The sequence below is a fragment of the Pseudomonas sp. NPDC087029 genome, assembly GCF_044745345.1.
Classification (GTDB): Bacteria; Pseudomonadota; Gammaproteobacteria; order Pseudomonadales; family Pseudomonadaceae; genus Aquipseudomonas; species Aquipseudomonas faucium.
This window is the reverse complement of the sequence record NZ_JBIVAB010000019.1, coordinates 1-23187: the sequence shown is the minus strand read 5'-3', so window position 1 is coordinate 23187 and position 23187 is coordinate 1. Positions and strand designations below refer to the sequence as shown.

The 23187-nt window shown below is 65.0% G+C and carries 21 protein-coding genes; 13 read left to right on the top strand and 8 right to left on the bottom strand.

Annotated elements, in window-relative coordinates; translation table 11 throughout:
* Positions 1–2: 2 nt before the first annotated feature.
* Positions 3–836, bottom strand: a complete 834-nt coding sequence (locus tag ACIPG5_RS22730) for an urease accessory protein UreD (protein ID WP_401378334.1) — start codon at positions 834–836, stop codon at positions 3–5.
* A 271-nt stretch (positions 837–1107) separates the two neighbouring features.
* Here ACIPG5_RS22730 and ACIPG5_RS22725 point away from each other — a divergent pair, with 271 nt between their 5' ends.
* The 5 genes from ACIPG5_RS22725 (at position 1108) to ACIPG5_RS22705 (ending at position 5229) form a co-directional block, all read left to right on the top strand.
* Positions 1108–1485 carry a glyoxalase superfamily protein gene (locus ACIPG5_RS22725; protein ID WP_176518163.1) on the top strand — a complete coding sequence of 126 codons (378 nt, stop codon included), beginning with the start codon at positions 1108–1110 and terminating at the stop codon, positions 1483–1485.
* On the top strand, positions 1482–1844 hold the full coding sequence (locus ACIPG5_RS22720; RefSeq protein WP_314615488.1) for a hypothetical protein: 363 nt from the start codon (positions 1482–1484) through the stop codon (positions 1842–1844). The genes ACIPG5_RS22725 and ACIPG5_RS22720 overlap by 4 nt, the downstream gene beginning before the upstream one ends.
* A 158-nt stretch (positions 1845–2002) precedes the next feature.
* The gene (locus ACIPG5_RS22715; protein WP_110747584.1) at positions 2003–3022 is read left to right on the top strand and encodes a branched-chain amino acid aminotransferase; all 1020 of its coding nucleotides are present in this window, start codon (positions 2003–2005) and stop codon (positions 3020–3022) included.
* A 157-nt stretch (positions 3023–3179) separates the two neighbouring features.
* Entirely contained in the window at positions 3180–3860 is a 681-nt protein-coding gene (locus ACIPG5_RS22710; RefSeq protein ID WP_236193278.1) for a response regulator transcription factor, read from the top strand.
* The gene (locus ACIPG5_RS22705) at positions 3838–5229 is read left to right on the top strand and encodes a HAMP domain-containing sensor histidine kinase (RefSeq protein ID WP_236193277.1); all 1392 of its coding nucleotides are present in this window, start codon (positions 3838–3840) and stop codon (positions 5227–5229) included. The genes ACIPG5_RS22710 and ACIPG5_RS22705 overlap by 23 nt, the downstream gene beginning before the upstream one ends.
* Before the next feature lie 200 nt (positions 5230–5429).
* Here the strand turns inward: ACIPG5_RS22705 and cysS are convergent, their stop codons facing one another.
* Both cysS and ACIPG5_RS22695 read right to left on the bottom strand, forming a co-directional pair.
* Positions 5430–6812, bottom strand: a complete 1383-nt coding sequence (gene cysS / locus ACIPG5_RS22700) for a cysteine--tRNA ligase (protein ID WP_236193276.1) — start codon at positions 6810–6812, stop codon at positions 5430–5432.
* A 9-nt stretch (positions 6813–6821) separates the two neighbouring features.
* Positions 6822–8525 carry a glutamine--tRNA ligase/YqeY domain fusion protein gene (locus ACIPG5_RS22695; protein ID WP_236235803.1) on the bottom strand — a complete coding sequence of 568 codons (1704 nt, stop codon included), beginning with the start codon at positions 8523–8525 and terminating at the stop codon, positions 6822–6824.
* Positions 8526–8759: 234 nt separating this feature from the next.
* Here ACIPG5_RS22695 and ACIPG5_RS22690 point away from each other — a divergent pair, with 234 nt between their 5' ends.
* Complete coding sequence (locus ACIPG5_RS22690) at positions 8760–9260, top strand: peptidylprolyl isomerase (RefSeq protein ID WP_286913972.1); 501 nt, start codon at positions 8760–8762, stop codon at positions 9258–9260.
* Positions 9257–9979: a UDP-2,3-diacylglucosamine diphosphatase gene (gene lpxH, locus ACIPG5_RS22685; protein WP_401378330.1), complete on the top strand. Its 723-nt coding sequence runs from the start codon at positions 9257–9259 to the stop codon at positions 9977–9979. Before ACIPG5_RS22690 ends, lpxH begins: the two co-directional genes overlap by 4 nt.
* A gap of 108 nt (positions 9980–10087) precedes the next feature.
* Here the strand turns inward: lpxH and ACIPG5_RS22680 are convergent, their stop codons facing one another.
* Complete coding sequence (locus ACIPG5_RS22680; protein ID WP_401378328.1) at positions 10088–12406, bottom strand: acylase; 2319 nt, start codon at positions 12404–12406, stop codon at positions 10088–10090.
* A 195-nt stretch (positions 12407–12601) separates the two neighbouring features.
* Between ACIPG5_RS22680 and ACIPG5_RS22675 the strand changes: the two genes are divergently transcribed.
* On the top strand, positions 12602–12976 hold the full coding sequence (locus ACIPG5_RS22675) for a fe2+ zn2+ uptake regulation protein (protein WP_176518360.1): 375 nt from the start codon (positions 12602–12604) through the stop codon (positions 12974–12976).
* Positions 12977–13012: 36 nt separating this feature from the next.
* Here ACIPG5_RS22675 and ACIPG5_RS22670 read toward each other — a convergent pair whose 3' ends face one another.
* Entirely contained in the window at positions 13013–13201 is a 189-nt protein-coding gene (locus ACIPG5_RS22670) for a hypothetical protein (RefSeq protein WP_172229109.1), read from the bottom strand.
* A gap of 150 nt (positions 13202–13351) precedes the next feature.
* Here ACIPG5_RS22670 and ACIPG5_RS22665 point away from each other — a divergent pair, with 150 nt between their 5' ends.
* The 4 genes from ACIPG5_RS22665 to ACIPG5_RS22650 all read left to right on the top strand — a co-directional run bounded on the left by ACIPG5_RS22665 (position 13352) and on the right by ACIPG5_RS22650 (position 15824).
* Positions 13352–13810: a hypothetical protein gene (locus ACIPG5_RS22665; protein ID WP_401378325.1), complete on the top strand. Its 459-nt coding sequence runs from the start codon at positions 13352–13354 to the stop codon at positions 13808–13810.
* 281 nt (positions 13811–14091) lie between these two features.
* Positions 14092–14472 carry a Mor transcription activator family protein gene (locus tag ACIPG5_RS22660; RefSeq protein WP_314616924.1) on the top strand — a complete coding sequence of 127 codons (381 nt, stop codon included), beginning with the start codon at positions 14092–14094 and terminating at the stop codon, positions 14470–14472.
* Positions 14473–14531: 59 nt separating this feature from the next.
* On the top strand, positions 14532–15206 hold the full coding sequence (locus ACIPG5_RS22655) for a DUF2589 domain-containing protein (protein ID WP_176518277.1): 675 nt from the start codon (positions 14532–14534) through the stop codon (positions 15204–15206).
* 84 nt (positions 15207–15290) lie between these two features.
* Positions 15291–15824 (top strand): DUF2589 domain-containing protein, encoded by a 534-nt coding sequence (locus tag ACIPG5_RS22650; protein ID WP_401378322.1) that lies wholly within the window; start codon positions 15291–15293, stop codon positions 15822–15824.
* 6 nt (positions 15825–15830) lie between these two features.
* Here the strand turns inward: ACIPG5_RS22650 and ACIPG5_RS22645 are convergent, their stop codons facing one another.
* Genes ACIPG5_RS22645 through ACIPG5_RS22635 form a run of 3 tightly spaced genes read right to left on the bottom strand, consistent with a single transcriptional unit; the run spans position 15831 to position 21945 of the window.
* Positions 15831–19505 (bottom strand): translocation/assembly module TamB domain-containing protein, encoded by a 3675-nt coding sequence (locus ACIPG5_RS22645; protein ID WP_401378319.1) that lies wholly within the window; start codon positions 19503–19505, stop codon positions 15831–15833.
* Complete coding sequence (locus ACIPG5_RS22640; protein ID WP_314616930.1) at positions 19502–21244, bottom strand: autotransporter assembly complex family protein; 1743 nt, start codon at positions 21242–21244, stop codon at positions 19502–19504. Before ACIPG5_RS22640 ends, ACIPG5_RS22645 begins: the two co-directional genes overlap by 4 nt.
* Positions 21245–21294: 50 nt before the next feature.
* Complete coding sequence (locus tag ACIPG5_RS22635) at positions 21295–21945, bottom strand: N-acetyltransferase (RefSeq protein ID WP_176517978.1); 651 nt, start codon at positions 21943–21945, stop codon at positions 21295–21297.
* 162 nt (positions 21946–22107) lie between these two features.
* On the opposite strand from ACIPG5_RS22635, the gene xthA reads away from it, so the two are divergent.
* On the top strand, positions 22108–22920 hold the full coding sequence (gene xthA / locus ACIPG5_RS22630) for an exodeoxyribonuclease III (RefSeq protein ID WP_236236475.1): 813 nt from the start codon (positions 22108–22110) through the stop codon (positions 22918–22920).
* The last annotated feature ends 267 nt before the right edge of the window (positions 22921–23187 follow it).

Genomic DNA, 23187 nt, shown 5'->3' with positions numbered 1-23187 from the left:
TCTCAAGTGGCCCAGATGCGCGGCGGGCACGCGGGCAGGCCGAGAACGGCCGGGCGCAAGACGTGCCATAAGCGTTGCAGGGTGCATTGCAGGTGTTGGTTGTCGTGGTCGAGCAGGCGGATCACCAGCAGCGAGCCGAGCAAGGTCGCGCCCGCCGGGGTGCCCAGTTGGTCGAGCAAGGCTCGGGCCTGCTCCAGCACCGCGGGGGTTGCCGGGGCTGCGCAGAAGGTGGCCGTCAGCGGATGGCCGCCGAGCTTGGCCAGTTGCCCGCCGCTGATGCGCAGGCGCTCGTGCAAGCCGGGTTCGCCTGGCAGTTCGATGCGCAGGTGGCTGTCCAGCGCGCCCTGGTCGAAGCGCTCGTTCATCACCGGGCGGCCCAGGCACAGGGTTTCCCAGGCCAGCAGGCGGGCACCGGGCTCGAGGGTGAAGCGGCTGTCCAGGCTTGCGCGCGCACCGGAAAACAAGATGCTGTCCTGGGGCAGCCATTCCAGCGTGCTGCCGGCTTGCAGGTGAAAGTGCTGAGCCAGGTACGCGGTGGGGCCGATGCTGCGGTAGAACTTGCTGGCGCCGGGCATGGTCAGCAGCGCGTGGCTGCCGGGCTCCAGGTGAATGTCCAGCTCCAGCCGGTCACCGGCGACGATGCCGCCGGGTGGGTGCAGCACATAGACGTGGCAAGGCGCGCCCTCCGGATAGAACGGGCGCTGCACCAAAAGGGGTCCGAAATGACGGCGCGCACCAAGGCGGGTCACGCCGTCGCGTTCGATGAAGCGCAAGTGCAAGTGAGCGCTCCATCCTGCATCCCTTTCAGATTTATCTACTTGTACGGCGAGCGACATCCTACAGCCCCCGAATTTCTTGGCCTTTCGGCGCTTTGGAGGGATCAGGCCCGTGCGCTGAAAACGCACCGGGCCTGACCACTCGATCAATTTCGATGGCTGGGATATAGCAGGTAGCGGGCCAACTACGCAGGTGAAGGCAGATGAAATCTTCGCGGCGATGGCTCTGGCGTGGGGCATGCACGCCGCCCGTGCACGCTGCGAACGCGCCGCTTGGCCCCGTTTCGGTGCTGCGCTACAGTCAGCGATCGCCTACGGCCAAGGAACCGCCATGCCCCTCGCCCCCGCCATCCCCGTGTTGCGCATCTTCTCGGTCGACAAGGCCAAGGAGTTCTACCTCGACTTCCTCGGCTTCAGCCTGGATTGGGAGCACCGCTTCAGCCCGGACCTGCCGTTGTATGCGCAGATTCACCGTGAGGGTTTGATCCTGCACCTGAGCGAGCACCATGGCGACGCCTGCCCGGGCTCGACCGTGTTCGCCCGCACCGACGATCTTCTGGCCCTGGAGCGCGAGCTGCTGGCTAAACAGTACGGCTACGCCCGCCCTGAGGCCGAACGGGTGGATTGGGGCTTGCAGATGCAGGTCCGCGATCCTTTTGGCAACCTGCTGCGCTTCTGCCAGCAGATTGGCGATGAGGCCGCGCCATGAAAGCCCTGGGCAAACGCGAACTGGCGCGCCTGGAGCGTGAGCTGGTGGCCTGCCTGACCGACGCCTGCGAAACGGCCAAGGCGCAGATCGTCGGCTTCACTTGGCTCACCCACCGCCTGGACCCTGACCAATTCCCGGCCAGCCTGCGCATCACCTGGGTGTTCGAACGCGAGGCCGACAAGGCGGCGGCCCTGGCGAGCGATGCCAAGGCGTGCATGCTCAAGCTCACCGCCCAGGCGCTCGACGAGGCCGGCGTGCAGCTCGACCACCCCGCCTGGCACGTGCGCTTCGACAGCGAAGAGGCCTGCGCGCGCAGCCACGGCGGTGACTGGAGCAGGCGGCTGGATGCCAGCCGGTAGCATGGCCGTGCCCGGGGCGTCTATCGCCGATATGCACCCTGCGCCCCGCCAATTCGTGACTGGCCGTTCCCGATCCGCGGCGGATGTATTATCGTGGCGTGGTGCGCATATAACAGCAGCCCGAGCGATCGGGCATCTGCAAGACAATCGAGGGTGTCATGAGTAACGAGAGCATTAACTGGGACAAGCTGGGTTTCGACTACATCAAGACCGACAAGCGCTACCTGTCCGTCTGGCGCAATGGCGAGTGGGACAAAGGCACCCTGACCGAAGACAACGTGCTGCACATCAGTGAAGGCTCCACCGCCCTGCACTATGGCCAGCAGTGCTTCGAAGGCCTGAAGGCCTACCGTTGCAAGGACGGCTCGATCAACCTGTTCCGCCCGGACCAGAACGCTGCCCGCATGCAGCGCAGCTGCGCGCGCCTGTTGATGCCGCAGGTGCCGACCGATGTGTTCATCGAAGCCTGCAAGCAAGTGGTCAAGGCCAACGAGAAGTTCGTGCCGCCACACGGCAAAGGTGCCCTGTACCTGCGCCCGTTCGTGATCGGTACCGGCGACAACATCGGCGTGCGCACCGCCCCCGAGTTCATCTTCTCGGTCTTCGCCATCCCGGTTGGCTCGTACTTCAAGGGCGGCATGAAGCCGCACAACTTCCAGATCTCCAGCTTCGACCGCGCAGCCCCGCAGGGCACCGGTGCAGCCAAGGTCGGCGGTAACTACGCGGCCAGCCTGCAACCGGGCGCCGAAGCCAAGAAGGCCAACTTCGCCGACGCCATCTACCTCGACCCGCTGACCCACACCAAGATCGAGGAAGTCGGCTCGGCCAACTTCTTCGGCATTACCGCCAACAACGAGTTCGTCACCCCGAAATCGGCCTCGGTACTGCCAGGCATCACCCGCCTGTCGCTGATGGAACTGGCGCAATCGCGCCTGGGCCTGACCGTGATCGAAGGCGATGTCGAGATCAGCAAGCTCGACCGCTTCATCGAAGCGGGTGCGTGCGGCACCGCTGCCGTGATCACCCCGATCGGTGGCATCGAGTACAACGGCAAGCTGCACGTGTTCCACGACCTGGAAAAGGTCGGCCCGGTTACCCAGAAGCTCTACAACGAGCTGACCGGCATCCAGAGCGGTGACGTCGAAGCGCCAGCAGGCTGGATCGTCAAGGTCGCCTGAGCCGTCGCGTCACGTTGAACACGGGGCATGCCAGTCGCTGGCATGCCCCGTTTTTTTGCACCGTTGCAGGCAACAGCCGCCAGATGAATTTTTCTTAAATCGCCGTTTGGCTATTCTTTGGCACAATCAAGTCTCTTTTAGACGCCCAGGAACGAGCATGCCACGCGTACTGACCATCGAAGACGACGCCGTCACCGGCCAGGAAATCGTCGCCGAACTCTCCAGCCACGGTCTGGATGTGGAGTGGGCCGACAACGGCCGCGAGGGCCTGGCCAAGGCCATCGCCGGCGGTTACGACCTGATCACCCTGGACCGCATGCTGCCCGAGGTCGATGGCCTGACGATCGTCACTACCCTGCGCAACCTCAAGATCGCCACGCCGATCTTGATGATCAGCGCCCTCTCCGATGTCGACGAACGTGTGCGCGGCCTGCGGGCCGGCGGTGACGACTACCTGACCAAGCCATTCGCCTCCGACGAGATGGCCGCCCGGGTGGAGGTGCTGCTGCGCCGCAACAGCGTGCCCATGACCCAGACCCGCCTGCAGGTCGCCGACCTGCAACTGGACCTGATCAGCCATGAGGCCCGCCGCGGCGAGCAGACCCTCAACCTGCTGCCGACCGAATACAAGCTGCTGGAATACCTGATGCGCCACAGCGGCCAGGTGATCACCCGGATGATGATTTTCGAGGAAGTCTGGGGCTACCACTTCGACCCCGGCACCAACCTGATCGACGTGCACATCGGCCGCTTGCGCAAGAAGATCGACTCTCCCGGGCAGTCGCCGCTGATCCGTACGGTACGGGGCTCGGGCTATGCCATTGCTGAACCCGTCTAAGGGCTGGAGCTCTTCGACCAGCCGCCTGCTGGCCCTGTACAGCTTCCTCTTCGTGGCCTGGAGCAGCATCCTCATGGGGGTGCTGTACTTCGAGGTGTCCAGCTACCTGAACAAGCTCACCCGCCACTCCCTGCTGCAGCGCCAGCACCTGTTCGCCCACATGAGCGGCAAACAGCTCGACGACGCACTGATCGCCAGCCAGGCGTTCGAGGAGCGCGCGTTCGATGCCTATGGCCTGTTCGATGCCCAGCTCAACCCGGTAGGTGGGCGCATCCGCGCCATCCCGCCCGGCCTTGGCCTGGATGGCAAGGTGCACGAGCTGCAGCGCTGCCTGGACGCCGACGACCCGCACATGCCACGCGACAGCTGCGATGCCGTGGCGATCAAGGTGCAGGACGGCCGCTGGCTCGTGCTGTTCCGCGACAACGGCTCGCTGTTCGTGGTCACCCGCATCATCCTCGATGCGCTGCTGTGGGGCATTTCCCTGACCCTGATCCCAGGCTTTGCCGGCTGGTACCTGCTGCGCCGCCGGCCGCTCAAGCGCATCCGTGCGATCCAGGCCCAGGCCGAGCTGATCGTTGCCGGCGACCTGACCCATCGGCTGCCGCTGTCGGCACGGCGGGACGAGCTGGACATGCTGGCCGCCATCGTCAACGCCATGCTCGACCGCATCGAGCGGCTGATGCATGAGGTCAAAGGGGTCTGCGACAACATTGCCCATGACCTGCGCACCCCCCTCACCCGCCTGCGCGCCCAGCTCTATCGCATCCGCCAGCAGAGCGCTGCAGATTCGCCGCAAGCCGAGGCGCTGGACCAGGCCATCGGCGAGACCGACACCCTGATGGCGCGCTTTCGCGGCCTGCTGCGCATCAGCGAACTGGAAGACCGCCAGCGCCGTGCCGGCTTCGTCGAGCTCGACCCCCATGACTTGCTGGTAGAGCTGCATGACTTCTACCTGCCGCTGGCCGAGGACGGCGGCATTCGCCTGCAACTGCAGCAGCCTGAGCAGTTGCCTGCCCTGCACGGTGATCGCGAACTGCTGTTCGAGGCACTGGCCAATCTGGTTGGCAATGGCATCAAGTTCACCCCTGAAGGCGGCCAGGTGGCCATTCGTGCCTCACAGGACGAACGAGGGGTGCATATTGCCATCGAGGACAGTGGGCCGGGGATTCCCGAAGAAGAGCGCACGGCGGTGTTGAAGCGCTTCTACCGCAGCGATGAAGGCCATCGGCACCCGGGTTTCGGGCTGGGGTTGTCGATCGTTGCGGCGATCGTCGACCTGCACGGGTTCGGGCTGGAGGTGGGGGAAAGCGAGATGGGTGGGGCCAAGTTGGTGTTGCATTGCCCATTGGCTGCGTTGGCCAAGTAAGGACTGGGGCTGCGTTGCAGCCCATCGCCGGCAAGCCGGCTCCCACAGGTACAGCACAAGCCTTATAGGTACAGCATAAGCCTTGCAGGTACAGCACCAGCCCTACAGGTGCAGCACAAGCCTTGCAGGTGCTGCACAAGTCTTGATGTGGGAGCCGGCTTGCCGGCGATGGGGCCGCAAAGCGGCCCCTGGTGCATCGATCAGTCAGCCAGACGCCAGGTAGTGGCGCCCTTGCTGTCTTCCAGCACCACGCCCATGGCGGTGAGCTGATCGCGAATGCGGTCGGACTCTGCCCAGTTCTTGTCCGTACGCGCCTGCAGGCGCGCCTGGATCAAGGCTTCCACTTCAGCAGCATCGACTTTGCCTTCGGCACCTGCACGCAGGAAGTCATCGGCCTCCAGCTGCAGCACGCCCAGCACGTCACCCAGCTCACGCAGGCGAGCAGCCAGGCCGGCAGCGGCGTCCAGGTCGCTGTCGCGCAGGCGGTTGATCTCGCGCACCATGTCGAACAGCACCGCGCAGGCTTCGGGCGTGCCGAAGTCGTCGTTCATCGCCACGCTGAAGCGCTCGACGAACGCCTCGCCACCCTTGGCGGCAACCCGCGGCAGGCCACGCAAGGCATGGTAGAAGCGCTCCAGGGCGCCCTTGGCATCGCGCAGGCTGTCTTCGGAGTAGTTGATGGCGCTGCGGTAGTGGCTGGCCACCAGCAGGTAGCGCACCACCTCCGGGTGATACTTGTCGAGCACGTCGCGGATGGTGAAGAAGTTGTTCAGCGACTTGGACATCTTCTCGCCATTGATACGGATCATGCCGCAGTGCATCCAGGCATTGGCGTACTGCTTGCCAGTGGCCGCTTCGCTCTGGGCGATCTCGTTCTCGTGGTGCGGGAACTCAAGGTCACTGCCGCCACCGTGGATGTCGAAGCTCTCGCCCAGGCAGCAGGTGGACATCACCGAGCACTCGATGTGCCAGCCCGGACGGCCCGGGCCCCATGGCGAATCCCAGTATGGCTCGCCCGGCTTGACGCCCTTCCACAGGACGAAGTCCAGCGGGTCCTGTTTGGCTTCGTCGACTTCGATGCGAGCGCCGATGCGCAGGTCTTCGATCTTCTTGCGCGACAGCTTGCCGTAGCCGACGAACTTGCCAACCCGGTAGTACACGTCACCGTTGCCCGGCGCGTAGGCGTAGCCCTTGTCGATCAGGGTCTGGATCATCGCGTGCATGCCGGCGATATGGTCGGTGGCACGCGGCTCCTGGTCCGGCGGCAGGATGTTCAGGCGGCGCTCGTCCTCGTGCATCGCGTCGATCATGCGGGCGGTCAGCGCGTCGAACGATTCACCGTTCTCGTTGGCCCGGTTGATGATCTTGTCGTCGATGTCGGTGATGTTGCGCACATAGGTCAGCTCGTAGCCGCTCTTGCGCAGCCAGCGGGTGACCAGGTCGAAGGCCACCATGCTGCGGCCGTGGCCAAGGTGGCAGTAGTCGTACACGGTCATGCCGCACACGTACATGCGCACCTTGTTGCCATCGAGCGGCTTGAAGGCTTCCTTGGTCTTGCTCAGCGTGTTGTAGATGTTAAGCACGGCGGTTCCTTAGCTGCCCCAGGAGTCACGCAGGGTGACGGTGCGGTTGAACACCGGGCGGCCCGGCTGGCTGTCCTTGATGTCGGCGCAGAAGTAGCCTTCGCGCTCGAACTGGAAGCGGTCTTCGGGTTGCGCCTGGCCCAGCGATGGCTCGGCGCGGCAGCCGCTCAGCACTTGCAGCGAATCGGGGTTGATGTTGTCCAGGAAGCTGCCGCCGTCCTCGGTCTTTTCCGGGTTCGGCGAGCGGAACAGGCGGTCGTACAGGCGCACTTCGCATTCGACGCTGGCCTCGGCCGGCACCCAGTGGATCACGCCCTTGACCTTGCGCCCTTCCGGGTTCTTGCCCAGGGTGTCCGGGTCGTAGGAGCAGCGCAGCTCGACGATGTTGCCTTCGCCATCCTTGATCGCCTCGTCGGCGCGGATCACGTAGCTGCCACGCAGGCGCACTTCGCCGGCCGGCTCCAGGCGCTTGTAGCCCTTTGGCGGCTCTTCCATGAAGTCGTCGCGGTCGATGTAGATTTCACGGGCGAATGGCAGCACGCGCACGCCCATGTCTTCTTTCGGGTGACGTGGCAGTTCGAGCTGCTCGACCTGGCCCTCAGGGTAGTTGGTGATGACCACCTTCAGTGGGCGCAGCACGCACATGGCGCGCGGTGCGGTGCGGTCCAGGTCGTCGCGGATGCTGAACTCGAGCATCGACATGTCGACCACGCCGTCGGAGCGGTTGGTACCGACCATCTCGCAGAAGTTGCGGATCGAGGCCGGGGTGTAGCCGCGGCGGCGGAAGCCCGACAGGGTCGACATGCGCGGGTCGTCCCAGGCGCTGACGTGCTTCTCGTCGACCAGCTGCTTGAGCTTGCGCTTGGAGGTGATGGTGTAGTTCAGGTTCAGGCGGCTGAACTCGTACTGGCGCGGGTGCGCCGGCACCGGCAGGTTGTCGAGGAACCAGTCGTACAGCGGGCGGTGGCCTTCGAACTCCAGGGTGCAGATCGAGTGGGTGATGCCTTCGATGGCATCGGACTGACCATGGGTGAAATCGTAGTTGGGGTAGATGCACCACTTGTCACCGGTCTGGTGGTGGTGGGCGTGGCGGATGCGGTAGAGGATCGGGTCGCGCAGGTTCATGTTCGGCGAGGCCATGTCGATCTTGGCGCGCAGCACGCGCTCGCCGTCCTTGAACTCGCCGGCCTTCATGCGTGCGAACAGGTCCAGGTTCTCTTCGACGCTGCGCTCGCGGAACGGGCTGTTCTTGCCAGGCTCGGTCAGGCTGCCGCGGTAGGCCTTGGCTTGATCAGGGGTCAGGTCGCAGACATAGGCCTTGCCACGCTTGATCAGTTCCACCGCCCAGTCGTGCAGCTGGTCGAAGTAGTTCGAGGCATAACGCACCTCGCCGGCCCAGTCGAAGCCCAGCCATTTGACGTCGCTCTGGATGGCGTCGATGTATTCCTGGTCTTCCTTGGCCGGGTTGGTGTCGTCGAAGCGCAGGTGACAGACGCCGCCGAACTCCTTGGCCAGGCCGAAGTTGACGCAGATCGACTTGGCGTGGCCGATGTGCAGGTAGCCGTTGGGCTCCGGCGGGAAGCGGGTGACGATGCTGCTGTGCTTGCCCGAGTCCAGGTCGGCCTGGATGATCGGCCGCAGGAAGTTCGCAGGGACGGCGGGAGCGCCTTTGGCAGCGGCGTTGGGCGCGTTGTCGGCAGTGGGCTTGCTCATAGGATCCTTGAATGCACGTGTCCGGCCTGGGTAGGCCGATTGAATCAAAGGGCCTATCATAGCCGAAGCAGTCAAGCTGCTGACAGCCGGGCACCGACAAACTGGTGCGTTTTCTTGCAAGCCGTGCAAAATGGCCGATGCGCACCATGTGTCGCGGCTGCCGGATCCTGCGTCAGGTGTTAACCCGCGCACTGCGCCCCCTATTTCGATTGCCTTGAAAGAGCGAGTTTCAGCATGTCCAAAGTCAAACTGACCACCAACCACGGCGACATCGTCATTCAACTGAACGCCGAAAAGGCGCCGCTGACCACCGAAAACTTCGTTCAGTACGTCAAGGAAGGCCACTACGACGGCACCGTGTTCCACCGTGTGATCAAGGGCTTCATGATCCAGGGCGGCGGTTTCGAAGCTGGCATGAACCAGAAGAAAACCCGCGCCAGCATCCAGAACGAAGCCGACAACGGCCTGAAGAACACCAAGTACAGCATCGCCATGGCCCGCACCATGGAGCCGCACTCGGCCTCGGCGCAGTTCTTCATCAACGCCTCCGACAACGACTTCCTCAACCACAGCGGCAAGAACGTGCAGGGCTGGGGCTACGCCGTGTTCGGCGAAGTGACCGAAGGCCGTGAAATCGTCGATGCCATCGAAAAAGTCGCCACCGGTTCCAAGGCCGGCCACCAGGACGTACCAAAAGACGACGTGATCATCGAGAAAGCCGAGATCATTGAGTGATCCTGCTGATCTCTGATCTGCACCTGCAAGAAGAACGCCCGGACATTACCCGGGCGTTTCTTGATCTGCTCGACGGCCGCGCGCGGCATGCAACGGCCTTGTACATCCTCGGCGACTTCTTCGAAGCCTGGATCGGCGACGATGCCATGACGCCCTTCCAGCAGTCGATCTGCCAGGCCCTGCGCCAGCTCAGCGACAGCGGCACGGCCATCTACCTGATGCACGGCAACCGGGATTTCCTGATTGGCCAGGACTTCTGCAAGGCGGCCGGCTGCACCCTGCTCGCGGACCCCAGCGTGATCACCCTGGGCGGCGAGCAGGTGCTGCTGATGCATGGCGACACCTTGTGTACCCGCGATGTCGGCTACATGAAGATGCGCCGTTACCTGCGTAACCCGCTGACCCTGTGGGTGCTGCGCCACTTGCCGCTGGCCACGCGCCACAAGCTGGCGCGCAAGCTGCGCAGCGAAAGCCGCGCCAAGGTACAGATGAAGGCCAATGAAATCGTCGACGTCACGCCTGAGGAAGTGCCCAAGGTGATGGCGACGCACGGTGTGCGCACGCTGGTGCACGGCCATACCCACCGCCCGGCGATCCACAAGCTGGTGGTGGACGGGGAGCCGGCGCGGCGCATCGTGCTGGGGGACTGGGACCGGCGGGGCTGGACCCTGCAGGTGGACGGCCAGGGCTTTGCCCTGGAGCCGTTCGAGTTCTCCTGAAGCCCCCATCGCCGGCAAGCCGGCTCCCACAGGTTCGCCGCAGGTTTAAGGCATGCGGTCTATCTGTGGGAGCCGGCTTGCCGGCGATGAGGCGGTACGGCGCTCAGCTCAAGGCTGGCTCGCCACAACCCCCTTGTCCCGCTCGCTGATCACATACTGGCGGTACTCAGGGTCAGCCTTGATCTGCGCCTCGGTAAACGGCATCGGCGCCAGTTGCTTGGCCGAGAAGGCCTTGGTCTGGTCGCTGGCATGCGCCGAACCCGCTTCGCTGGACTGCGAGAACGCCAGCAAGCCTCGCGCCTGCGGCCCCTGATCGGTGAAGCTGACCAGCTGCAAGTAGCTGGTACCACTGACCACCAGCCGCTTGCCCGGCCCCTGCGGCACGCTGAAGATCGCGTTATACACTCCAAGCCCCTGCGGGCCACCCGGCACCGGCGTACCATCGGCCGCCTGCTGGATCTGCCCCCACTGGCTGCCCTGATCCACCCCGGATTTGGCCACCTGCTGCAGTGAAGCCAGCGCCGCTTCATGCAGCAACTTGGCCACGGCCGCCTGTTCGAACGCCAGGCCGCGCGGGGTGTGCTGCGGGTCGGCCGGGTCGAACGCAACCCGCCAGCTTTGTGGCTGCTTGGCCAGCGCCTCGACCATGTTGCCAAAGTGCACCAGGCCAATGCCGCTGTTCAGGTCAGCCTTGCCATTCCATGCCGCCAGGCTTGCACACACCGCCTGCACATCCGCCTGGGCGTCCTTGCACCACTGCAGCAGGTCTGGCAGCACCAGGCTTGCCAGGTACACCTCGTCATCCAGCACCATGCGCTGCAGGTCGTCGACGCCCAGCTTGGCGTTGCCCTGCAGGCGCTGCAGGGCAAAGCGCCCGCGCATGCCCAGCGGCTGGTCATCACGGCTGATCAGCGGCGAAAAACCGGTCAGCGGCTGGGCCGGGTTGGCCATGCGCGCGGGGTCGTTGGAGTTCTGCACGAAGTCGCTGCGCTCCAGCTGAGGCAGCATGTGCGCCGGGAAGATACCCGGCTGCGCGGCTTGGGCATCGACCTTCCACTGGCACGCGCTGCGCGAGCCATCGAGCACCACCAGCGGCCCTTGCGCGGCCGGGTTGCTGCACTGGCTCAACAGTTGCTGGTCGACGTAAGGCACCACCGACTGGTTCAGGTACAGCGCCCGGCCGCCCTCATCCACCGCCAGGGTATTGACCCAGGGGATGCCTTGCAGCTGCGAGATGGAACCCTTCAAGGCATCGAGGCTGTCAGCCCGGTTGATGCGGTACCACTGCTGCAGCACGCGGGTGTTGTCCAGGTTGGCATCGCGCAGGCTGTAGGCGGCCTGGGTGTCCCAGTCCAGGCGCCCCGGCCACAGCACCACGGGCCCGAACTGCGAACTGTAGACCTGGCGCTGTACCTGACTGAGGGTGCCGTCGGCGGCCTTCACGGTCACGCTGACGGCCTGGCGTGCCAGCGGCAGCGACTGGCCATCGAGCAGGTAGCGGGTCGGGTCCTTCGGGTCCAGTTGCAGGCGGTAGAGGGTGAAGTGCTTGGACGTATCGACCGTGTGCGTCCACGCCAGGTGCCGGTTGAAACCGATGTTCACCACCGGCAGGCCGGGCAATGCGGCGCCCATCACGTCCAGCTGGCCGGGAATGGTCAGTTGCATCTGGTAGAAACGCATCCCGCCCATCCACGGGAAGTGCGGGTTGGCCAGCAACAGGCCGCGGCCATTGGCCGAGCGTTGCCCACCGACTGCCACGGCGTTGCTGCCGCGCTCGGCGGCAAAACGCTGCTGTTGCGCCAAGGCCGCCCCAAAGCTGGCCGTTGGCTGCTGGCTGGCCAGCTGTGGCGGCTGCGCTGCCGCCACTGCCTCGGCAAACTGGCCGACGCCGCCCTCGGCCAACAGCCGGCGCGTCAGTTTCACCAGGTCCAGGCTGGTGATGGGCCGCAGCCATTCGCCCGTCCCGCACTCGGCTGGCAGGCCCTGGCTGCGACGCTCGCCCAAAGCCCGGTTGAAGCCGCTGGCATAACCTTCGAGCAAATCACGCACCGGCGTCGGCTGCGCCTGGAGGAAGGCGTTCACGGCAACGGGGCTATTGAGCCAGGTGAAGAACAGGTCACTGGCCAGGTTGTCACGCTGCTCGAGGGTCTTGGCCTGGGCACCGAAAAAGCGCGAGCGCTCGCCGTTGACCGTCAATACCTCGTTGGCCAGCAGGCACAGGTTGTCCTGGCCATAGGCATAGCCGATGCCGTAGCCCAGGCCGCGCTCATCCTTGGCCACGATATGCGGGACGCCGAAACTGGTGCGGCGGATCTGTGCGCTGGCATCAGCGCTGGCTTCCCGCGCTTGAGCGGCAAGGCTGGAGGTGACCAGGGCAGCCGCCAGGCCTGCACAGGTCAAGGGACGCGAAATCGACAACACGGGCATTCCTCGGATTCAGGGGTCATTTCCGATCAGACGAATGGCTGGATGAAAATTTTACGCAGGGCAGGCAGGACAATCGTCTTTATGCAGACGGCAAGGCATCTTTTTTTTCACCAAGGCTGCAGATTTGCCGATCTCATTCGTCCTACTAAGTGAGGCACCCATGTTTCGGGACAGTCCACGAAAAGGAGCATTCACATGTACAACCCGCAACCCTCGATGCACACCGGGCAGGCACCGGCAAAAGCGGCCCTGGGCAAGGACAGCGGCGGCGACGAGCGTGTCGGCAACGAGCTGATTCGCGAGTTGCTGCGTGCCTATGGCCTGCGTACCAGCCTGATCCGCCTGAAGGTCATCGATGCCTTGCACAGCGCCGACCGCACCGGCCGCAGCATTGGTGTACGCGGGGTGCACGCACAGCTCGAGCAACTGGACATTCCGCTGTCGTTTCTCAGCGTGCGCGAGGTGCTCAAGCGCCTTTGCGCGGAAGGAGTGATCAGCCTGGGCAGCGACAAGTGCTACAGCCTCGACCCCCAGGCGCGGGCCATGCTCGAGCAACCCTGCGCGCGCTGATGGCACGGCCGGCCAATGCTGGCCGGCCGGTAGGCGTCAAGGCTTGACCTTGCGCCGCAGAATCCCGTTGATCACCACCACGACCACGGCAATGGCGATGGCCAGCATCTGGAAAGTCTGCTCACTGATCGTGCCCTGCTTCTGCAGATGGGAAAGGCCCAGCATGAGGCCCAGCACCACCAGGATGATCAGGACTGAGTATTTGAGGCGCTGCACGTGTGTCATTGAAAGGTCCTTGCAACATCGGAGTCAGATGGCTCGCCGCGAGCCGCGGCAATGATACAACGGCCACGGCCACCGGCGCTGCATTTCCTGCTTAGCGTGGCGCGGCCGAGCTGAAAGCATGGGTTTCCCCCTACCCATGCTGGAGCCACCATGCTCAAACCGGCGCTGTTCATCCTGCTGCTGCTCCCCACCCTGCCCGTTCACGCCCTCGACCCCCGACACACCGCGCCCGAGCGACTGCTCAAGCTGGGCGAGCAACTGGCGGCCAGCGCGGGCGCCAGCCAGTGGCAACAGATGTGGCAGCGCACCCGCGCGGCCGGCCACTTCCAGGCGCAGGCCACGCTGCCGCATTTCGTCATTGAGCAGGCGCAGTTGCCGAAACTGGCCCAGCTCACCCTGGCCCGGGCCGACCAAGTCCAGGCCCTGAGCGACAGCGTGGCACGCTACCGACGCCACTTCCCCGATCAGCCCATTGGCTTTCGCGGTGAACAGGTGCTTTACGCCCTTTGCCTGGAGGTCGACTGGCGCACGCTGCCTGTCGCGATGGCCGAACGCCCGCACGCCTACCTCCCCAGCGCACGCCTGCTGGGCAGCTATCCCTGCAGGTAACTAGAGGTTCAGGTACCCATGAGGGTTTTGGCAAAAGCACCTCACGAGAAATCAAGGCTTGCAGCGCCTCTTTGAGGGCATGTCCTACACGCGGAGAAATCGCTGCCTGCAACTTGCGCTCACCAAGGCTACAAGCACCGCACCACTTGGCGCCTAGCGACAGCCTTCGTCGGTCACTGAGAATCAACCCCACGCCAACGGCACGCCGCCGCTGGCGCCACCGACCCGCCATCACGGGCCTTCGAAGCAATCGCGCCCCATCCACCGCGAGGAAGCCTCACATGGAATTTCCAGACCTCTCCGCCATCGACATCAGCCAGCTGCCCCATTCGCTGCAGGCGCTGATCGAATGCATCGGCATCGAGAACGCCTACCAGCTGACCTGCGCCTATGGCGGCAGGCCCAAGTACATCCCCAAGCACCGAGAGCGCAGCAAGCTCGCCGAACTGCTGCCAGGCGAAGCGCTGGACGCGCTGATCAAGCGTTTTGCCGGCGTGGCCCTGGAAATCCCCAAGGCTGACCATTTCGTGCGCCAGCTGCGCAACCTGCAGATCCAGAAAGAAAGCGCCGATGGCCTGTCCCGCAGCCTGCTGGCCGACAAGTACGGCCTGAGCCTGCGGCAAATCGGCAATATCCGCCGCCAGGAACCTTGCGTTCGCTGAGCGCCCGTCCATGACCGCTATCAGTCGTGCCCAAGCCACTCACAGAGAGAACCCCCACCATGTCCATCGACTCCAGCCTGATCGGTTCCGTCGTCAATGCCCTGCCCATGGACCGGATGATTGCCGGCCCCCTGCAAGCCATGGTCCAGGCCCAGGTGACCGCCAGCAAATCCTATGCAGACTTCCTCATGCAGGTGTGCATCCAGGATGGCAAGGCGGTCGCCATCCAGTTCGACTACGACGAGACCATCGTCAACGAACAGGGCGAATACCAGGGCATTGCCAGCAAGACCCTGAAAGTGCCGCTGGTAGCGGCCATCACCCACCCCAACATCACCATCGAGGAGGGCACTGTCGAGTTCGAGCTGACCATCAGCCAGATGGCCGAAGACGTCAGTGAATCGAACAAGAGCGGCGAGATTGCTGCTTCGCTGGGTTGGGGGCCATTCAAGCTGGATGCCAAAGGCAGCATCAGCCATAAATCGACGCAAACCCGCAAGACCGACACCCGCGCCCGCTACGCCTTCCGCACCACCTTGCGGCGCCAGGACCCACCCGAGGCGATGATGCGGGTGATCGACTTCCTCACCGACGCCGCCGTCAAGCCCACCGTGGTCAAAGGTACGGCCCTGCAGAGCCCGGACACGATCTCATCAGCCGACACCCTCAAAGATGAGGCGGCAAGCAGCAAGCCCGCCGTGAACGCGCCCGAACCAGCGCCGAGCCAGGCGTAAAAGCCATCCCCTTGCGCACCCCACTGGTTTCAGCGGGGTGCCGAAAAGCCAGGAGCCCGTTGATTGGAACAGCCAGCCGCCCCCATGACTGCCATTGACCTGCGCGATATCACCCGCGGCCTGCAAGAGGCTGCCGCCGCTGCCAACAGCCTGATCGCCCAGCAGTACATCAACCTGTTCGACCAGTTCTTCGATTGCGACAGCGAGGCCCTCGGCGCGCCGATGAAAGCCAGGATGGTCGAGGTGGCGATGGACGATCAGCACGTGATGCGCGTGCCCCTGTTCGCCCTGATAGCCCCCAAGGGCCTTGCCCTGGAGCGCATGCAGGTCGACCTCTCGGTGCGCGTCAACGGCACGCAGGCGCGCCAGCAACTGGAGGCCGAGTCGCAAAACGCCAGCAGCGCCAACTTCAAGGTCACCATCGGTGCCCAGGGCCGTCAGGGCGAGGCGCGGGACCCCGATGAAGTGCAGATCCGCATCCAGTTCCAGGCCACCGAACCGCCGGAGGCGCTCAACCGCCTGATCGAGGAATACACCAAGCTGATCACCCCCACCCGCACGCCCGCACCCCCGCCACCGGAAACCAACGAGTTCATCGAGGCCGCCACCTGTCGCTGACGGCCCTCAGAAATCGCGCTTGTAGAAGATATCCAGCGAGCTCGCCAAGCCGCTGGCCGCCTCCAGGTAGACCTTCTTGCTCAACTTGTAGCGCAGCGCGATGGTGTTGGCCGGCTCGAACACCCCGACGCCATAGCGCAGGCTCAACTTCTCCGTCAGGTTGCCGCTGGCCACCACGCTGGTGGTGTTGCCGGAGCCTTCGGTGTCGAGCTGGAAATCATCGATTCCCAGGCTCGACGCCAGGCTGCCGGTGATCCCCGCGCTGCCGGCCAGGCCCAGGCCAAGCGCGGCCTCGGCAAGCATGTTGTTATCCTCCCCCGACGTGCCCAGCGGGCGGCCCAGCACCAGGTAGGACAGGGCCTGCTCCTGGCTCATGGCCGGCTCGGAAAACACCTTGGTGGTCGGTTGCTCGGCGCTGCCGCTCAGGCGAATGCCAGCGATCACATCGTCGACCTGGCGGATCGCCTCGATATCCAGGTAAGGCTGGTCGATGGGCCCTGCGAACAACAGGCGTGCGCGGCGGATGGTCAGGCGCTGGCCATAGGCCCGGTAGCGGCCATCGGCAAGGCTCAGCTCGCCGCGGGTGTCCATGTTGTCGCCGATGTGCACGTGGCCGAGCAGGTTGGCGGTAAGACCAAAGCCACTGAAGGACAGCTTGTCACGCCCCACTTCCACATCGATGTCCATGGCCATGGCCATGGGCGCCTTGCCCTCTTCGGTCTGGTGGCCGACGATCACGGTGTCGTCGGAAACCTTGACCGTCGAGGGCGGCAACTCGCGGATGGTGATCTTGCCCTTGGGCACTTGGACCTTGCCGGTCACCGCCAGCTTGTCGTCAATCATCTGCAGCTTGAGGTCCGGGGCCACCTCCAGGGTTGCGTAAGGCTCGACCGTCACCGGCAACTGCTCGCCCTGCAGGTGCAGGTCCATGCCCAGGGCCTGGCCCCAGGTCAGCTGGCCGGTCAATTGGCCACGCCCGGCATCGCCACTGCGCCAACCGCCATTGAGCTGCACCTGCTCGCCGGCAATCGCGGCCTTTAGTGACAGCTCTCGCAGGCTGACCGGCAATTCGGCGCCGCTGACTTCGCCGCCACTGAGCACCAGGTTGCCGTTGACCTGTGGGTTGAGCAAGGTGCCGGACAGCTGGCCACTGCCATTCAACTGCCCCGCCAGGCGCTCGACCATCGGCACGAATGGCCGGGCAATCGACACATCGAGGCCGGCCAGGCGGAAGTCGCCCGACAGCGGTTTGTTCTTGCCCAGCGGGTCGAGCCGGGTGTTGAGGCTGAGCTCGCCCAGGCGCTCGCCGCGAAACGCCAGGCGGGTATCGATGCGCCGTGGCGCCAGGCTGCTGTCGATACGCAACGTCTGGTAGGGGAAGTCGATCCAGCGGCCTTTGTCGCGCACCTGCAGGGTGCCGCCACTGGCATCGATGCTCAATGTGCCTTTCGGGCCACTGGCGGGGATGTCCAAGTTGACGTCGGCATTGAGCAGGCCCTGCCAAGCGAAGTCCTTGGGCAGCCACTGGGCCAGGCTCTGCAGCGGGAACTGCTTGAGGTGATAACGCAGCCGCGGTTCAGGCGCCAGGCGTTGATCCTCGCCGCACAGGCTGGCCTGGCCGGAGCGCCAGCAATGGGCGCCGAAGTCCAGTTGGCCGCTGGCCAGGCGCTGCAGGCGCGCCGGCGCCTGCAATTGCCAGTCCTGGCCGCCGGCCTGGACCCGGCCATTGGCCAGGCGGCCGCGCCAGTCGCCCTTGCTCAGCTGGCCATCCAGGCCCAGGTCGAGTTTCAGCTGCGGGCCATCGAGGGCGAGGGTCAGTGCCTGCTGGCGGATGTCGCCCTTGCCATTGGCGCTCAAGGTGCCCAGCACGGTATCGCCCAGGCGGATGCCGCTGGCCTTGAGCTCGATCAGGCCACGCTGGGCGCTGTCCAGGTTGGCGTCCAGGTCCAGGCGCTGGATGCGGTTTTCCGCCTGCGCCAGTTGCTGGCCAAGCAAGCTCAGCTTGCCTTGCGGCGCCTGCAGCGTGCCGCTCACATCCAGCCGGCCTTTGACCTGCCCCTGCAGCCGGGGCCACAGCTGCCCCAGGCGCGGCAGGTCGAGGTCGACCCGGCCCGCCAGGCGCTGCTGCAGGCTGCCGCTGCCATTGATGCGGTTGTCACCCAACTGCACCGACAACGCGCCCAGGGTCCAGGCTTGCCCGGCGCCCTGGGCCTCGACTTTAAGCAGCGCCGGTTGGCCGCGCAGGCGGCCCTTGAGGTCGAGCTGGGCGTCCAGGGTCAGCTGCTCGCCCTTCATCTGGCCTTTGCTGCGCAACGGGCCCGCCAGGGTACCGGGCAGCTCGGCGAGCCAGTAGGCCGGGTCGAGTGCCGACAGTTGCAGGTCGACATCCCAGGCCAGGGTGTCGGCAAAACGCACGGCCACGCTGCCGGCCGCCTTGCCCTGCCCGGCAACCAGGGCCAGTTGCGGCAGGCGCACCTGGCTCAGGTCGCCGTCGAACGGGCTGGCCACGCTGAAGGCACCGGCAGGGCCGTCGAGGTCGCCGGTGAAGGTGCCCTGGTAGTTGCCATCGCGGTACTGCACCTGGGCGTTGAAGCGCTTGAGGGTGACCTGGGGCGGTGTTTCCAGCGGATACAGGCGCAGCCACGGGAAGTCCTGCCAGTCCAGCTGGGCGTCGGCCAACAGGCCGTTCTGCCAATCGGCGCTGGCCTGCAACTTGACGCGCTGGCTGTCGCTGGCCGTCAAATCCAGGGCCTGCAGTTGCGCGCCCTTGGCATCGACCTTGCCGGTCAACGCCAGGGCGATCGGCGCCTGCTCGGCGGGCAGGCTGGCACTGCCGGACAGCTGATAGCCCTTGAGCAGGTCGCCTTCGGCGTCGAGCTTGAGCTGGTTGAGTTGCAGCGTGTCGGGCAGCGATGCGCTTGGCTTGAACGCCTCGGAGCGGATCTGCAGCTTGGCCGGCAGGTGTTCGGCCAGTGCCTGCAGGTTGCCGGTGAGGTGCGCATCGAGGTAGCCCGTGCTGACGGCATCGAGGTCCAGGGTCTTTTGCAGCGCGCCCTTGGCGGTCAACGCCAGTTGCCAGGCCTGCCCTTCTACCTTGGGCAACTGCACCTGGCCCTGCAGTTGCACGGGCCAGTCACCTTCAGGCTGCAGGTCGCCCTGCAGGCTCACCTGCAAATCGTCGCGCTGCAGTTGCAGGCTGTCGATGCGCAGGCCGCTGGCCGTCCAGTGCGCTGCCAGGTGCAGGTCACCCAGCAGGTCGCTGCCATCCAGGCGCACCTGGCCGACCTTGACTTCACCCACCTCGATGGCCAGTGGCAGGCGCAACGTCGGCAGCTGCAACGGGCCGCTTGCGGCAGGCTGATCGCTCGGCGCAAAGGCCATGTCGATGCGTTCGGCGTGCAGCTGTTCGATGCACAATTTGGCCCGCAGCAGGCAGCCTGGCGACCAGTTCAACAGGGGCGCCTGCAGCTCGACGCGGGTGCCTGCATCGACCCAGCTCAACTGGCTGGCCTGCCAGGTACCGGCCAGGCGGCCCTTGAAGTCGCTGACCGCAAGGCCCGGCACCTTGCCCAGTACCCAGCGGCTGCCGCCTTCGGTGCCGAGCAACAGGCCCACGCCCAGCAGCACCAGCAGCACACTGCCCAGCACGCCCAGCAGAATGAATTTCAACACACGCATCACAGCTCAGGCCCCATGGAGAAGTGCAGGCGAATACCGCCGTCGTCATCGAGCGCCTTGGCCAGGTCCAGGCGCAGTGGCCCCACCGGCGAGACCCAGCGCACGCCGAAACCGACCCCGGTCTTGAGGCTGGGCAGCTCCAGGGTGTTGAACGAATTGCCCTGGTCGACGAAGGTCGCCACGCGCCACTTTTCGCTCAGCGAATACTGGTACTCGACACTGCCGGCCACCAGGTAGCGGCCACCGATGCGGTCGCCGTCGCTGTTCTTCGGCGACAGCGTCTGGTAGTCGTATCCGCGCACGCTCTGGTCGCCACCGGCGAAGAAGCGCAGCGAGGGCGGGATGTTGTTCTTGTAGCCGTTGGTGGCACTGCCACCGAACTGCACACGGCCCAGGAACCGGTGGTTGTGGCCCAGGGTGGTGAGGCCCTTGAGCAGGACATTGCCGTGCAGCAGGTTGGTGTCGGAAACCAGCCCTTCCTTGGCCACCTGCGTGTCGAACTGCAGGCGATAGCCATTGTGCGGGTCGATGCGGTTGTCGCTGCGCAGGTAGGAAAAGCTCACGCCGGGCATCAGCAGGTTGCTCAGCCCCGAGTCGTCGCCCAGCCGGTACTCTTCGCGCTGGTACTTCAGGGAAATGACCCGCTGCCAGCCGCTGGGCAACTTGCTGTGCCATTCCGGGCCGACGGTGAGCAGCTTGCTGAGGGTGTCGGTGCCGGCAATTTCTTCGTTCTGGTAGCCGCCGGCGAAGCGCAGCTTGTCGGTCAACGGCGGATCCAGCGGCACGTCGTACCACAGCCCGACGTTCTGCCGGGGTGCCGACAGCTCTGTTTCCCAGCCGTAGCTGTGGCCCTGGGCATTGACCCAGTGGCGCGTCCAGTTGGCTTTGGCGCGCGGGCCGACGTCGGTCGAAAAGCCCAGGCCCAGGCCCATGGTCCGTGGCTTGCGGATGTCCAGGCGCACATCCACGGGGATTTGTTCGTCCACAGCGGCGGTGGGCGCGGCATCTACCCGCACGCCTTCGAAATAGCCGCTGGACTGCAGGTCGTTGTTGAGTTCGGCGATCAGCTCCGAGTCATAGGGCGTGCCGGGCTTGAAGGAAACCATGCGTTGCAGCAGGTCCTGGTCCAGCGGTGAATCGCCGCTGAACTGGACCGCGCCCAGGCGATAGCGCGGGCCGCTCTGGTAGACCAGTTCGATGTCGGCCACGCCCGCTTGCGGGTCGACCGCAAGGCGCTGGCGGCTGAAACGCCCGCTGAAGAAGCCGTAACGTGATGCCTGGTTCTGGATCAGCCGCTTGGCGTCCTCGTACAAGCCATGGTTGAGCGGCTCGCCTGGGCGCAAGGCCTTGCTGTCGGGAACGCGAAAGGCCTTCATCTCGCTGGCCGGGCCTTCGATGCGCACGGTCACGTTGCGCAGGCGCACCGGCTCGCCCGGGTCGATGTGGATGATGAGCTTTGCGGGCTGGTCGGCCTTGGTCGGCGGCTTGACCTCGGTGTCGATCTGCGCCTGATAGTAGCCAAGTGCCTGCGCGGCCTTGCGCGCCTGCTCCTGTGCCCCGCGACTGAAGCGCAGCAGCGCTTCCTCATCGCGGTCTCCAAGGCTGCCGATATAGCCCTCGACATTGGCCTTGAGCGCCTTGTTGGCCGGTTTTACCTGCACCAGCAACTCGCTCTGGCCCCATGCTGCGAAACTGGCGGCCCAGATAACCAGGCCCCAGGTCAGTCTTCCTGAATACGTCATGCCGCGCATGCTACCAGAGCCAGCCGCTCAAGGGAGCCGTCTGGCGCGCATCAGGCAGAAGTGGGCATGGAAGGCAATGGGTTGGGATGGAAGAACACCCGCTCGCGGATCGGCCCTACCGCCACCTCGCCAATTTCTTCGTAGCCCTGGCGCTCGTAGAAGGCCAGGTAATGCTCGTTGCCGGAATCCAGCACCACGCCTTGGGTGTTGGGGTCTTCGGCGCACCAGTCGTGCACAGCCTGTAACAATTGCTCGCCGTAGTGGCCGCCGCGAAACTGCGGGTGCACGCCCAGCAGCGGCAACATGTGCACCTGGCCTGTGGGCAGGCAGCTGGCCAATGCCGCCTGGTAGTCCATGTAGCGGCGGGTACAGCGCTGGCCGGTGCCCAGCAGCATGCGCAGGCGCCAGGCCCAGCTGTCGGCCACGCCCAGGCGCCGTTGCGGCGGCACGATCAGGGCCAGGGCGATCAGGCGGTCATCCAGCAGCAGGCCGATGGCGGGCAATTGCAGGTAGAAATGCTGGCGCACCCACTCGCGCACCATCACCCGCAAGCGCCGCTCGTAGCCTGGGCGCTGGGCTTCGAAGATGTAGGCAAAGGTAGGTTCGTGGCGGTAGGCGTGATACAGCAGCGAGCGGGCCTCGCGGCTGTAGCCATCGTCGAGCGTGCAGATGCGGGCCTGGGCAACTGTGGCTTCGGGCATTGCGGGATGTCCTCCTGGAATGGGCATACAGTGCCTTGGAGGTGCCCCACGGCGCTTCGTTCACCCCTGACAGCACGTTAGCAGCGCCTCGGCAAAGCCGCCATGCTGGTGATCGTGGCCGATGTCGGCTAGCATCCGGCCTTTTACCGGGATTGTCTTTCCATGAAGATCGTCTGTTTCAACATCAACGGCCTGCGGGCCCGCCCGCACCAGCTGGCGGCGCTGATCGAAAAGCACCAGCCGGACGTGATCGGCCTGCAGGAAACCAAGGTCAGCGACGATCAGTTCCCCCTGGCCGACGTGCAGGCCCTGGGCTACCACGTGCATTACCACGGGCAAAAGGGCCACTACGGCGTCGCCCTGCTCTCGCGCCAGGCCCCCCTGAGCCTGCACAAGGGCTTTGCCACGGATGAGGAAGATGCCCAGCGCCGCTTCATCTGGGGCACGTTCGCCGACGCCGACGGCAACCCGATCACCATCATGAACGGCTACTTCCCCCAGGGCGAAAGCCGCGACCACCCCACCAAGTTCCCGGCCAAGCAGCGCTTCTACAGCGACCTGCAGGCGTTGCTGGAAGGCCAGTTCAAGCAGGACCAGCCAGTGCTGGTGATGGGCGACATGAACATCTCGCCCCAGGACTGCGACATCGGCATCGGCCCGGACAACGCCAAGCGCTGGCTGAAGACCGGCAAGTGCAGCTTCCTGCCCGAGGAGCGCGAGTGGATGGAGCGCCTGAAGGGCTGGGGGCTGGTGGACAGCTTCCGCCATCTGTATCCCGAGGTGAACGACCGCTTCAGCTGGTTCGACTACCGTAGCCGCGGTTTTGAGGATGAGCCCAAGCGTGGGCTGCGCATCGACCTGATCATGGCCTCGCAGCACCTGGTGCCGCGGATCAAGGCGGCGGGCGTGGACTATGAACTGCGGGGGATGGAGAAGCCTTCGGACCATGCACCCATCTGGCTGGAGTTGAGCTGAGGTTGCGTGAGGCTGCTGGGTGCTTGCCTTTGGGTAGATGTCGCCTTTGAGATCGAGCGCCGCCCGCGCGGCGCATCGCGGATAAATCCGCTCCTACATTTGTTGCAACGTGCCACGGTCTGTCAGGCCATGGTCGTCCGCTTTTAGCGCTCGCCGAGATATCGCGTCGTGTCACCAAGGCTGACAACCATGGCCTATCAGGCATAGGTACGTTGCAACAAATGTGGGAGCGGATTTATCCGCGATGCGCCGCGCGGGCGGCGCTCG